11 protein-coding genes are annotated in these 12,718 nt (G+C 71.8%); 4 read left to right on the top strand and 7 right to left on the bottom strand.

The window, feature by feature from the left end; translation table 11 throughout:
* Positions 1-52: 52 nt before the first annotated feature.
* The 5 genes from BLR33_RS29480 to BLR33_RS29460 form a co-directional block, all read right to left on the bottom strand.
* On the bottom strand, positions 53-724 hold the full coding sequence (locus BLR33_RS29480; protein ID WP_218136724.1) for a uracil-DNA glycosylase family protein: 672 nt from the start codon (positions 722-724) through the stop codon (positions 53-55).
* An 84-nt stretch (positions 725-808) separates the two neighbouring features.
* On the bottom strand, positions 809-1,717 hold the full coding sequence (locus BLR33_RS29475; protein WP_093787693.1) for an alpha/beta fold hydrolase: 909 nt from the start codon (positions 1,715-1,717) through the stop codon (positions 809-811).
* A gap of 104 nt (positions 1,718-1,821) precedes the next feature.
* Positions 1,822-2,712: an alpha/beta fold hydrolase gene (locus tag BLR33_RS29470; protein WP_176930601.1), complete on the bottom strand. Its 891-nt coding sequence runs from the start codon at positions 2,710-2,712 to the stop codon at positions 1,822-1,824.
* 317 nt (positions 2,713-3,029) lie between these two features.
* Entirely contained in the window at positions 3,030-3,956 is a 927-nt protein-coding gene (locus BLR33_RS29465; protein WP_093787691.1) for an MIP/aquaporin family protein, read from the bottom strand.
* A 215-nt stretch (positions 3,957-4,171) separates the two neighbouring features.
* Positions 4,172-5,104: an AraC family transcriptional regulator gene (locus BLR33_RS29460; protein ID WP_093787690.1), complete on the bottom strand. Its 933-nt coding sequence runs from the start codon at positions 5,102-5,104 to the stop codon at positions 4,172-4,174.
* Between the two features lie 158 nt (positions 5,105-5,262).
* On the opposite strand from BLR33_RS29460, the gene BLR33_RS29455 reads away from it, so the two are divergent.
* Both BLR33_RS29455 and BLR33_RS29450 read left to right on the top strand, forming a co-directional pair.
* Positions 5,263-6,750, top strand: a complete 1,488-nt coding sequence (locus BLR33_RS29455; RefSeq protein ID WP_093787689.1) for an aldehyde dehydrogenase — start codon at positions 5,263-5,265, stop codon at positions 6,748-6,750.
* A 199-nt stretch (positions 6,751-6,949) separates the two neighbouring features.
* Complete coding sequence (locus BLR33_RS29450; RefSeq protein ID WP_093787688.1) at positions 6,950-8,125, top strand: barstar family protein; 1,176 nt, start codon at positions 6,950-6,952, stop codon at positions 8,123-8,125.
* A 161-nt stretch (positions 8,126-8,286) separates the two neighbouring features.
* Here the strand turns inward: BLR33_RS29450 and BLR33_RS29445 are convergent, their stop codons facing one another.
* Together BLR33_RS29445 and BLR33_RS29440 are read right to left on the bottom strand one after the other, a co-directional pair.
* The gene (locus BLR33_RS29445; protein ID WP_093787687.1) at positions 8,287-9,432 is read right to left on the bottom strand and encodes a serine hydrolase domain-containing protein; all 1,146 of its coding nucleotides are present in this window, start codon (positions 9,430-9,432) and stop codon (positions 8,287-8,289) included.
* Between the two features lie 333 nt (positions 9,433-9,765).
* Positions 9,766-10,698 carry a LysR family transcriptional regulator gene (locus BLR33_RS29440; protein WP_093787686.1) on the bottom strand — a complete coding sequence of 311 codons (933 nt, stop codon included), beginning with the start codon at positions 10,696-10,698 and terminating at the stop codon, positions 9,766-9,768.
* 89 nt (positions 10,699-10,787) lie between these two features.
* On the opposite strand from BLR33_RS29440, the gene BLR33_RS29435 reads away from it, so the two are divergent.
* The gene (locus tag BLR33_RS29435; protein ID WP_245771748.1) at positions 10,788-11,801 is read left to right on the top strand and encodes a YeiH family protein; all 1,014 of its coding nucleotides are present in this window, start codon (positions 10,788-10,790) and stop codon (positions 11,799-11,801) included.
* A 147-nt stretch (positions 11,802-11,948) separates the two neighbouring features.
* Positions 11,949-12,650: a GntR family transcriptional regulator gene (locus BLR33_RS29430; RefSeq protein ID WP_176930599.1), complete on the top strand. Its 702-nt coding sequence runs from the start codon at positions 11,949-11,951 to the stop codon at positions 12,648-12,650.
* Positions 12,651-12,718 lie beyond the last annotated feature (68 nt).

Raw genomic sequence — 12,718 nt, 5'->3', positions numbered from 1 at the left:
GTTTGCCGGACCGTCGTTCCTCCGGAGGGTTCCGGCGGCAGGAAAGCCTCCTTCAGCGATCCTGACCTCGGGCGGCGTTGTACGCGGCGAGTTGCTCGGTGAACGCGCGGGCGCCGCCTTGGGCCGGGTGACGCAAGGGGGTCGCCTGGATGCCCGCGCGGGCGAGGGCGCCCTGAGCCTTGCGGCCCACGGTGAGGAAGTCGGTGATGCCGAACGCTTCGGCCAGGCTGAGGGCGATCGGCGCGCCGGCCGCCACTTCGGTGGCCCGTGGTGGACGGTTGGTGGCCGGGTGTCCGGGCTCGTGCGGGTGATGGGGGTAGACAGCCCAGATCAGGGGAAGCGGTCCGCGCCAGGCGGCCAGGGCCCGCCAGACGATCGCGGAGGACTGCTCCCAGCGCGCTGCGGGGTGCTCCGGCACTTCGAAGCCGTCGCCTTCCGGGGCGCCGGTGATCAGTCCGGGTCTGGCCGTCAGTTGCCGCACGCTGGTGAACGGCACGCCGGATATGGTGTGTCCGCGGTAGCCGGGCGCCTCGCCCACCATCATCACCCGCGGCCCCCGGGCGTCCATGGTGGCGGCAACGAGCTCGTGGTAACGCCGCAGGTTGCGTTCGCGCAGCCGCCCGTCGGGCTCCGGCCCGTACAGGAACTCCGCGTCGTCCGGCACCGGCAGCGCGCGCAGCATCTTCCAGAATCCGCGGGTGTCGACGGCCGTCACCTGTCTCACCGGCCTTCCCAGGAGGACGGCCACCATGCGGAGGCCCGGGCGGACGTCATTCCACCCGCCGGGCAGGGGGCGGGGACGGTCGGCTCAGGCGGGTACTCGCGTGAACTCGCGCAGCCGTTGGAGGACCTTGCCGGGTTGTTCTTCGGCGAGCCAGTGGCCTGATTCCTCGATCGGTTGGACGGTGACGTCCTCGGCGACCTCGGAGAGCATCTGCTCGGCCACCGGCAGGAAGAAGCTCGCGGTGCCGCCGATGCCGAGGACGGGGATGCCGAGTTTGCCCTTGTCCGCCAGGGTGCGCTGGTTGTCCCGCGCGTCCTGCTCGAAGGCCCGGAAGAGCTCGATACCCGCCCGCATGGCACCCGGAGCGGTGTAGTCGGCGACGTAGTGCTCGGCCTCCGGGATCGGGATGGCGTCGGGGTTGGCGCTGAGCTTGACGTAGAAGGAGCGGATGTAGGCGAACTCGTTGCCCGCGATGAGCTGCTCGGCGGCGTTGTCGGGCGCGCCGTGGAAGTGGAAGTGCCACAACGGGTCCTTGCTGAACTCGGTTGTGGCCAGCACGCTCTCGTAGACCTTGGTGCCGGGGATCGGGGCTTCGGCGACGATGAGGCGGTCGACGTCGTCGGGATAGAGAGTGGCGTACGCGTACGTCACCAGCATTCCCAGGTCGTGGCCGAAGAGGGTGACCGGTTTCGTCACGCCGAGGTGGTCGAGCAGCGCCTTGAGGTCGCGCGCCATCGTCTGCTTGTCGTAGCCGCCCTCGGGCTTCGACGAGCCTCCGGCTCCCCGCACGTCCGGGGCCACGACGAACCAGCCGTACTCGGCGAGGGGGCCCATGATGAGGCGGAACTCCCGCCACGTCTGCGGCCATCCGTGCACCAGCACGATCGTCCGGCCGTCCTCGGTGTCAGCAGGGGGCGTGCCCGCGGTCACGTAGTGGGTGCGGACACCGGCGTGGTGGAACATGTCGTGGTGGAACTGCTGCGGCTCGTGCATTGCCGCTCCCTCGTCTGCGGATGGATTCGATCAGCTCCCGGGTTCGGACCCGGGTCCGAACCCGGGAGCTGATCGGTGTCCGGTACCGGTGGTGTGGCGCCCGGTCAGGCTGTGGCGTGTTGCCGGGCTGCGGCCTGGACGTGCTTGCGGATGTGCTGCGCCCACGTCTGCGGGGAGTCGACCGGGCTGAAGTGCCCGGTGTTCTCCATCATGTGCAGGTCGTAGTCGCTGTAGTAGTCGCCGAGGGTGTCGCTCCACTCCGGCGGGAAGAGCGCGTCGCTGTCCGGCCAGAGGATGGTGACGTTCTTGGAGAACCGGTCGCCCGGCGCGGGCTTGGTCTCGTTGGCGTAGTAGGTGATCGGGTTGCCCTCGGGGTAGCGGAACCACATCGCTCCGGCCACGAACGCCCCCGGCGCCGAGTGGTTCTCCGTCAGGTGGTCCAAAAGGGCCTCGGGCGCGGGTGAGCCGGGTGGCGACCAGCTCTCCAGGTTCTCCCTCAGAGCGGCGCGGACGGCGTCCGGCTTCCCGTCGATGAGGTCCTCGACCAGGCGGGTCTTGTAGAGGATCGCGTGCAGGAAGGCGTTGACGGCCTTCTCCTCCAGGATCCGGCGCCCGACGCCCATGGTCGGGGGTGCGATGACCAGCGAGTGCGCCAGGTCGGGGCGCTTGGCCGCGATGGTCTGGACGGTGAAGCTGCCGACGTCGTACCCGCAGAGCACCGCGTCACGGATGCCCAGTTCGTCGATGAGCGCGATCACCCCGTCGACCTGGCCGGTGAGCGAGTAGGCGTTGCCCACATCGCCCAGGTGCTTGTCGGATTTGCCGTAGCCGCGCAGGTCCGGGGTCACCACCTCGACGTCGTCCCCGAGGAGGGGCACGACTCGCGAATACTCCTTGTGGTCCCCGGGGTTGCCGTGCACGAGGACGACGGGCGTGCCCTGGCCCGAGCGTTCGTAGTAGAGCCGGAAGCCCTGGGTCGGCTGAGAGAACGGCATCTCGTGCGCCTTTCCGCTCGGCCTCCCTTGGTGCGGCGGGGCCAGCGGTCCCGCACGAGGCAGGAGGCCTCGCATGAGTGCTGGATTCAGATGTACCCCATTTAGGCTAGTACCGACCGATTTGAGCCGCATGCGCAGTCGAGGGGTCGTGCCGTCCACCACGTGTGGCAGCAGGCCGCTCCCGCCGAAGCTGACGGCGGCCCGCGTGGGTCGGCAGGGCCAGGGCAGAGTTCTGGCGTTTCCCGGCCGGGCGACCTCGACCCGTTCACCGACGGCGCCTGTTCCCGCCCCCGGGACTGAGCACCCGGGTCCGCCGGTCAGGTGCCTGGCTGCTGGGCTTGTCCGCCACCGCCGCGCGGGTCGCCGCCTGGGACGTGCCCTTCCTCGGCCGCGCCGCTGCGCGCCCGCACCACAGGAGCGATCAGCTTGTCGTAGACCTGGGAGCCGGCGATCCCGCCGATGAACGGGCCGATGATCGGGATCCACCAGTAATTGCTGAACCATTTGAAGCTTCCCGGCAGCGCGAGCGGGCCCCAGCCCTCGAAGAAGGTGAACAGCCGGGGGCCGAAGTCGCGGGCGGGGTTGATGGCGTAGCCGGCGTTCGTGCCGTAGCTCAGGCCGATCGCGAAGACCACCAGCCCGATCAGGAACGGGCCGAGATTGGAGCCCGGTGCCAGGTTGCCGGTGTCGATGAGCGCGCAGATCGCCAGGAGCAGCACCGCCGTGCCCACGATCTGGTCCAGCAGTGGTCCCCACCAGGAGTGGCCGAAGAACTCCGACGGGAACGTCGCGAAGATCGAGTAGGTGGGCAGGGACTGCCGGCGCTCCGTGCCCGCCTTGGCCTCGAAGGCGTCGATCGCCCACCGGTAGGTGGCGTAGACCAGCGCCGCCGCGACGAATGCCCCCACCAGTTGGGCGGCCCAGTAGGGCAGGACCTTCCGCCACGGGAGCCGGCGCCGCACGGCGAACGCGAGGGTGACCGCGGGGTTGAGGTGCGCGCCGCTGATACCGCCGGCGATGTAGGCAGCGAACATCACGGCCAGCCCCCAACCCCAGGAGACGATCAGCCAGTTGTCCGCACCGAAGGGGACGACCTGGCGCCCCGACCCCGGCAGCCCGACGACCGCCACGGCCACCGATCCGCAGCCCAGCAGGATCAGGAAGAACGTGCCGAGGAACTCGGCGGCCATCTCGCCACCCAGACCCTCCGGATAGCCCCTTCGGCGCGGCCTGTGCTCGGCCATGGCCTTCCTCCCAGAAAAGCGACTACATACCGCTTACAAATATTTCCCGAGCGTAGTCACGGCTGGTCGTGTGACGCTCCGGCGCGCCTGCGGCAGATGGTGGATCTGCTCCAGGGCCACACGGCGGACCCACGGGCAGGCGGACGGCCCTCCCTGACGGACCCCCCCGGGACCCGACGCCGCCGGGCCCAGGGCTGCGGGCGGGGGAGGGCGCCTCACCGGTGGCGCCGCCGGTAGTCGACCGGGGAGCAGCCCAGGTAGCCGCGGAAAGCGGCGTTCAGCGACGACGGTGAGCTGAAGCCGAGGGCGGAGGCGATCTCGTTCACGCGCCGGTCAGTCGTGCGCAGTTGGTGGGCGACGACGTGCAGGCGCCAGCGGGCGGTGTACTCCGCCGGAGGCAGTCCGACCGTGCGGTGGAACCTCTCGGCGAACGAGCTGCGCGACATCCGGGCCTCCCGGGCCAGTTCGCCAACCGTCCACCTGCGGGCAGGGTCGCCGTGCAGCGCGTGCAGGGCCCGCCCGATCATCGGGTCGGCGAGAGCGGCCGGCCAGCCGGTGCCGGGGCCGTCCCCGGCGCCGGCGTACGCGATGCGCAGCGCGTGCAGGAAGAGGACGTGGACGAGGTGGCGACGCACCGCGCTGCCGCCCGGCCGCTCCTGCGCCGACTCCTCGTTGAGCAGTTCGAGGAGCGGGCCGAATGCGCCGGCGCCGGGATCGCGCGCGGAGATCCGGGTCAGGGGTGGCAGGGCCGCGAGCAGCAGCTCGTCCGCGTCGCCGCTGACGGACAGGCTGCTGCTGACGACGACCGCCCGGCCGTCGGCGCGGTCCGGCGGATCGCCGGCGGGCGCGTAGCTGACCGTACTGGCCCAGGGCCCGGGAAGGACGTCGGCCTGGGGCACCGCGGGAAGGTCCGGATCGGAGGACACGGTGAAGCGGGGGCCGCCGGCCAGCAGCCAGCAGTCGCCCGCGGCCAGGCGTACGGGCGTGTCGTCGTCGGCCCTGATCCAGCAGGTGCCCGTCAGCACCGCCCCGACCTTGAGGTGGTCGTGCCGGTCGAACTCCAGCGCCCAGGGGCCGGCCGTCTCGAGCCGCGTGGACGAGGTCAGGGTGAGTTCGAAGACGTCCAGTGCGGCGGACAACGGATCCATACCGTGGACGATAGTGCAAGTTTTGCGGACGTATGGTGCTCGATCGTCCAGCGGTCGCCGCCTAGCGTGAAGGACGAGCGGGACCGCAACGCCTCCCGCCGACCAGGGCCGGCACCTGCCGGACCCGGTCGAGACCCGGACCGGAGGACTCGATACCCATGTCCGTCACTTTCACCACCCCCATCCGCCACCCGGACCGCCTCTTCATCGGCGGCCGGTGGGTCGCACCCGCGACCGGCGCCATGATCGACGTCGTCACCCCGGCCACCGAGGAGATCGGATTCCGGGTCGCGGAGGCGACGCAGGCCGACATGGCCGCCGCTGTCGCCGCCGCGCGCGCCGCCTTCGACGAAGGCCCCTGGCCGCGCCTGACACCTGCCGAACGCGCCGGCCACCTGCGGGAGTTCGCCGCAGAACTGGACCGGCGGGTCGATGACCTGGCCCAGGCCACCCCGCGCGAATCGGGCGTCCTGAAGACCTTCGCCCGCGGCTCGGCCTCGCTGCTCGGCTCGGTCTTCAGGGCCTACGCCGACATGGCGGACAGCTTCCCCTTCGTCGAGGAGCACGTGCCCGGCCCGACCGGCGGCGGGGGCGTCGGCCTGCTGGTGCAGGAGCCGGTCGGAGTGGTCGCGGCCGTCGTCCCGTGGAACGGCCCCGGCCTGATCGGCGCGTACAAGACCGCCCCGGCACTGCTGGCGGGGTGCACCGTCGTCCTGAAGATGCCCCCTGAGGCGCCCAGTATCGGCTACGTCTTCGCCGAGACCGCCGAGGCGATCGGCCTGCCCGCCGGTGTGCTCAACGTCGTGACCGCCGGCCGCGCGGCCTCCGAGGCCCTCGTGCGCGACCGGCACGTCGACAAAGTGACCTTCACCGGCTCCAATGCCGTCGGCCGCAGCATCGCCGCTGTGTGCGCCGACCGCCTGGCCCGTGTGACGCTGGAGCTCGGAGGCAAGTCCGCGGCGCTGATCCTGGACGACTACGACCTCGCCGAGGCGGCCCGGACCCTCGCGGATTCGGCCAGGGTGCTCAGCGGCCAGGTCTGCTACGCCACCACCCGGCTGATCGTGGACCGCTCACGGCACGACGCCTTCGTCGAGGCGCTGGCCTCCTCCTTCGGCGGGCTCAGGGTCGGCGACCCGTTCGACGCCGAGTCGCAGATGGGCCCGGTGATCAGCGCGCGGCAAAGGGAGAGGATCGAGGGCTGCATCGCCCGCGGGAGCCGGGAGGGAGCACGGCTGGCGGCGGGCGGGGGCCGTCCGGCGCACTTGGAGCGCGGATTCTTCGTCGAGCCCACCGTGTTCGCGGATGTCGACAACCGCTCGGCGATCGCCCAGGAGGAGATCTTCGGGCCGGTGCTCGCCGTGATCCCCGCGGACGGCGAGGCCGACGCCGTCGCGAAGGCCAACGACAGCATTTACGGGCTCAACGCCGCGGTGTTCACGCACGACACCGACCGCGCCTACGCCGTCGCACGCCGACTGCGGTCGGGGACGGTGGGCCACAACGGTGTCCGCACCGACGCGACGATCGCCTTCGGCGGCTTCAAGCAGTCGGGGATCGGCCGCGAGGGAGGCGTCGAGGGGCTCCGCCCGTTCCTGGAGAGCAAGACGGTGCTGCTGGACGGGAAGCCGCGCCGCACCAGGTGACCGTTTGAGCGGCCCACGTCCCGGTCACGGGCTCACGGAGAGGCCGCGGCTGTCACAACTCCCGGCTCCGGCGCTCTCAGTCGTCTCTCAGCGAAGAGCGACAGCAACCGACCTGCTGAGCACACGGTCTCGCGCGACGGTGGTCTCCTGGGCGGCGCCGTATCGTGGGCGAGGGATCGGTCGAGGGTTCGGGGGATGTGTGCGGATCGCGGAGCATGCTGCCTGGGATCGGGGTTTCCCGGTCACGTACCTGCTGGTCCGTGAGGACGAGGAGGGCGAGGAGAAGTACTGGGGGCGGTGCGCGGGCGTCGAGGGCATGTTCGTGGACAAGGTGCCGCCGAAGCGCGAGGTATTGACGCTGCGGGGATGCACTCCCGCAGGTTCTCTGCTCGATGCCCTGTCGCCGTCCGCGGAGTCGACCGGGCTGCTGGGCGATGTGTGCGTCGAGGTATGGGACGAGCAGCAGCCACTGCAGTGGTGGACCCTCGTGGACGCGGTCGTCCTCGCCCACCAACCACATCGGACCGACCCGGCGTTGGTGGATGTCGTGGTGGGTGCCGGCGTCGAGGAAGTGCACGCCTGGGATCACACTCTGCCGGTGTCGCCGCAGTTCAGACTGTTCACAGCATCCACTATGGCTGCCAGTCCGGCCGGACACTGCGCCGGAGTGGACGGACTGTTCGTCTCGCGCCGGGTCCCGCCCTCGCCTCCCCTGCACCTCATCGGGTGCGAAGCCGCAGAATCCTTGCTCTCCGTCCTGCGCCGACCCGGCAGGTGGGACCGGGACTGGGTGCAACTGTGGGCGCTGGATCGCCACGGCGAGGTGATGTACCGCCACAACTTTCCCCTTCGGATCGAGAAGACACGGCCCTCTGTGCTCGGAGGCGCCCTCATCGACATCACGCTCGCCGACGGCGGCGACGATCGGCCTTCGCTGTCGGCCCGGCCGATCTGGGAGACCTGGTATCGGGGAGTTCCGAGGGCCCGCAACACGTGGGCTCCGTACTCGGCGCAGGGCAGATCCGAGTGGCTCGAGTTGACGGCCAACCATATGAGCGGCCAGCGCCCGGACCGCTCCGGCGGCGTCCACCATCTCGACGGTACGTTCGTCACCGACGTGCCCGGCCTTCACTGCGCGATGGCAGAGGCCCTTGTGGGGCCCGGGGGCTACTTCGGCCGGGAGTGGAACGCGTTCAAGGACTGCCTGAGCGGTGGTTTCGGCGTGTTGCCGCCCTTCACCCTGATCTGGCACGATGCGGACGTGGCGCGCCAAGCGCTGGCCGACGTCGTCTCGGACCCCGCTGAGGGGCTCTCCTATTTCGAGGACATCGTTCGGCTGCTCACCCGCTACGGTGCAGTCGTTGAGCTTCAGTAGCCGGAGCACTGCGCGGACTGACGAAGGACGGCGGAGGTTCGACCGCGGCATCCGGTGGCTCCGAGGGGCCGCGAGGCAGTCGGCTCAGCCGTTCTGGGCGAGCACCGCCCAACTGGGGTACGGTGCTGTGACCATCGTGGGGCTACGGGCAGATGCGGGGGTCAGGCGGCCGCCGTGTACTGCCAGAACTGCCTGATCACCGGTGCCGGCACCGGACTTGTCGCTGCCACCTGAGTCAGCAGGATGGTGACCGCTCCCGTGGCCGGGACGATGTGCGCCGCTGTGCCCGTGCCGCCGACCCAGCCGTAACGACCGGGCACATTCCACGGGTTGGTGGAGTCGATGTCGACCGAGCCGCCGAAGCCCCAGCCCTGGCCCTCCAGGAACAGCCGGCCAATGTCGCGCTGTGCCGGATCCGTATGGTCGGTGGTCATCATGCGCACGGAGCCGGCCGACAGCACCCGGTGGCCGTCGGCCGCCACCCCGCCGGCCAGCAGCATCCGGGAGAAGGCCAGCCAGTCGTCGGCGGTCGAGGCGAGTCCGCCGTTGCCGAGCGGGAGCGCGGGCAGGCTGCTCCACTCGCCGTCCGGGCCGTCGGCCAGTTCCAGGCCGTCGTCGCCGGGCCGGTAGAAGCTGGTGAACCGGCCCCGCTTGGCGGCCGGCACCTCGAAACCGGTGTCCACCATGCCCAGCGGCCCGAAGATCCGCTCCCTCAGGAACTCCGGCAGCGGCTGCCCGGTGACCCGCGAGATCAGTACCCCCTGCAGGACGGAGCACGTGTCGTACAGCCAGGCAGCGCCCGGCTGGTGCAGCAGCGGGATGCGGCCGAGCGCCGCCATCCACTCGTCGGCCGGAGGGAAGTTGCTCGGCACCCGGCCGTCCTTTTGCACCGTGAACAGCTCCTGCACCGCCGGCAGGGTGAAGTCGGAGGGGAACCCGTACCCGGCCTGGGAGGCCAGCACGTCGAACACGGTGATGGGCCGGTCGGCCTCCACCACGTCGTCCACCGGGCTCGCCGGCGTGCGTACGACCACCGGCTTCGCCAGCTCCGGCAGCCACGTCCCGATCGGGCTGTCCAGCGCGATTCTGCCCTCCTCCACGAGGATCAGCAGCGCGGCTGCGGTGACGGACTTGGTGAGGGAGGCGACCCGGAAGACGGAGTCCCTCGCCATCGGGGTGCCGTCGTCCGCGTCCTGCGCGCCGACGGCCGTCACCTCCACTCGGTCGCCCCGGGCCACGAGGCCCACCGCTCCCGGCAGCGTCCCGGCACCGACGTGGGCTGCGAGCAGGTCGTGCAGGGTCGTCATGGGGCCGCCTTCCAGGAGATTGCTGTCGACGGACAGACTTCCGCATGGGCCGGGATTCATCGGCGCCGACAGGTCCGGTGGCCCGAGGCTCGTCACGGAACGCCTCAAGGAGACCGGCTCATGAGCGTGTGACGAGTTCCGACCGGCCCACGCCCCGGCCACGGGCTCGCCAAGGGCCGGCGCAACTCCCCGTTCAGCGGCCGTCGGTCGGCATCGACGGGAACGTGGGCGGACCGCACGCCGTCCCGTCTGCGGACCGGGATCGCCACAGCACCTGGGCGCCCCCACGGCACCGTACCCACCGGAGCTAGGAGAAAAGCCCGACCGCTCGGGTCACCCTCCGCCGCGGGACGCGAGGGCGACCAGGTCTCTGACCGGGCCGGCCGGCGGTTGGGGGCCGCCGCCCCAGACGGCCCGCAGGCTGCGGACCAGATCGACGCCCGTGACCGCGAGCGGGCGCAGGCGGCCGAGCGCGATGTCGTCCGCGACCGCCAGCGAGGAGAGCGCGCCCGGCCCGGCGCCGGCGATGATGGCCGCCTTCACCGCGGCGGTGCCGGTCAGTTCCAGCGCCGGTTCGGCCTGGGGCACGCCGGGGAGCGCGGCGGCCAGGGCGGCGGTCAGCGCCTGCCGGGTGCCGGAGCCGCGCTCCCGGCAGACCAGGGGGGTCGCGGCGAGTTCCGCCGCACCGATCGGCCGCCGGCGGCGGGCCCACGGGTGGGTGCCCGGCACGACGAGCAGCAACTCGTCCCGGCCGACGGTACGCGAGCGCAGGTTGCGCGGGGCTCGCGGTCCCTCGACGAAGCCGAGGTCCGCCGCGCCCTCGGCGATCCGCGCGCAGACGGTCCTGCTGTTGGCGGCTTCCAACTCCACGCTGGTGGACGGCTGTCCGGCCCGGTGCTGCTGGTCGCGCAGCATCACCATCCAGCGGGGCAGGAGGTGCTCGGCGACGGTCAGGCTCGCGGCCACCCTGATCCGCCCCGCCCGGTCGGTCCGCAGCGAGGTGATGCCGGCGTCGAGTTCGGCGGCGGCGTCGAGCACCCGCGACGCCCACTGGACGATCAGCCGCCCGCTCGCGGTGAGTTGTGACCCGCGCGGGCCTCGGGCGAGCAGGGGGACGCCGACCTGCGCCTCCATCGTGCGCACCCGCTGCGACAGGTTCTGCTGGGTGGCGCCGAGTTCGGCGGCGGCCAGCCGCAGGCTGCCCGTTCGCGCGACCACGGAGAGCATCTGCAGCGAGGCAAGTTCGGGGACCCGGGAACTGAGCATCCGGCGGCCTCCAGTGACAAGGAACGGTTGTCACTCCGACAACGATTGCCAGGCTACCCCTGGTCGGGCGGGTGCCGCACGGTGGCCGGGTGAGGACTTCCGTTTCGTACCACCTGCCCGCGGCGGCGCCGGCGGCAGCTCCCGGCCTGGCGGTGGTGGCCGTCGGCACCGCGTGCGCCTACGCGGTGTCACACGCGCTGCCCGCGCTGAACGCCTCGACCGTCGCCGTGGCTCTCGGCGCGCTGCTGAGCAACGCGCGCCTGCACCATCCCGTCCTGCGCCCCGGCACGGCGCTCGCCGGCAAGCGTCTGCTGCGGATCGCGGTCGTGCTGCTCGGGCTCCAGCTCTCCTTGCCGCAACTGGTCCACCTGGGCCTGCGCGGGCTGCTGGTGGTGGTCACGACCGTCGCGGTCACCTTCGCCGGGACCCGGTACCTCGGGCGGCGCCTCGGTGTTCCCGGGCCGCGGAGCCTGCTGATCGCCACGGGCTTCGCCATCTGCGGGGCCTCCGCGGTGGCGGCGATGGAACCGGTGGCCGGGGGCGACGAGGAGGACACCGGCGTGGCCGTGGCGCTGGTCACGCTCTGCGGCAGCCTCGCGATCGTGTTCCTGCCGCTGCTGCGGGGTCCGCTCGGGCTCGACGTCCCGGACTTCGGCTCATGGGTCGGCGCCAGCGTGCACGACGTCGGGCAGACGGTCGCCACTGCGCAGCGCGTGCCGGGCGCGCTCACCTCCGCGGTTGTGGTGAAGCTCACCCGGGTCGTGCTGCTGGCGCCCCTGGTGGCCGCCATGGGCCTTGCCTCGCGACGGGCCTCCGCCGCGGACCCCGGCGCCGGCCACCGGCCGCCGCCGGTCCCTCTGTTCGTGGCGGGGTTCCTCGCCGCGGTGGCCCTGACCAGCACCGGAGTGCTTCCGGACGGGCTGCTCGCGGACGCCCACACGGTCCAGTCCGTCCTGCTCGTGGCGGCGCTCTTCGGCCTGGGCACCGGGATCCACCTGCCCGCCCTGGTCCGCACCGGACGGCGCTCACTCCTCCTCGGACTCACGGCCTGGGTACTGGTGGCGGGGGTGGCCTACGCGGGCGTCCGGCTCGCCGCGCTCTGACCGCGCGTGACCGGCACATGGGGCCGAGGGCTCGCCACGGCCGGATCCGGCGGTGGACGATGCGGACTCCGCGGGACGGAACGGGCCCCGTGCCCCTCGGAAAGGCGGCGGTGGCATCGGCGGTGCCGAAATGTCATCATGCCCCGTGTGACGATCGAACGGCGGACCTACAAGGAGCAGGCGTACCGGGAGATCCGCCGGATGATCGTGGAGGGCGACCTGACCCCGGGCACGAAGGTGGTCGTCCGGATGCTCAGCGAGCGGCTCCGGCTCTCGCCGACGCCCATCAAGGCCGCGCTCGCGGGCCTCGAACGGGACGGCTTCCTCACCACCTTCGCCCACCGCGGCTACTTCGTCCCCGAAGTCGCCGTCCGGGACATGCGGGAGATCTACGAGCTGCGCGAAGCGCTCGACGGCATCGCCGCCCGCAAGGCAGCCGCCCTCCCCGGCGTGGAGACGTTCGTCCAGGGCACGCTGCAGCCGCTGTACGACGAGCAGCGCCGGCTGCTCGAAGAGGAGGACGGCGCCGGGTACAGCGACGTGGACATCGAGTTCCACCGGGCCATCTGGCACGTCGCCGACAATGTGCGCCTCCTGCAGTTCATGGACAACCTGGGCGGGCAGCTGCGGTTCGGCTCGGGCTCCTCGTCGCAGGTGCCCGGCCGCATCCGCCACGCGCTCGGGGAGCACGCCGCCATCATGGCGGCCATAGCCGAGGGGCGCCCGGCGGACGCCGAGCGGCTGTCACGCGAGCACGTCCGCCACGCCGCCGAGGCGTTCGAGGACAGCAGCGCCCCCGCCGACCCCGCCGGCGCCCGCGTGCCGAAGCGGCGCTCCGCCGAGCACTGAGAAGAAGCTCCTGCCCCCGCCGGGATCGGAACGCCCGGCAGTGCCCCTCGGGGCGTTGCCGAGATGCC

It is taken from the genome of Actinacidiphila guanduensis (genome assembly GCF_900103985.1).
GTDB classification, from domain to species: Bacteria; Actinomycetota; Actinomycetes; order Streptomycetales; family Streptomycetaceae; genus Actinacidiphila; species Actinacidiphila guanduensis.
Note: the sequence above shows the minus strand (reverse complement) of the source record. Positions and strands in the feature narration are given on the sequence as shown.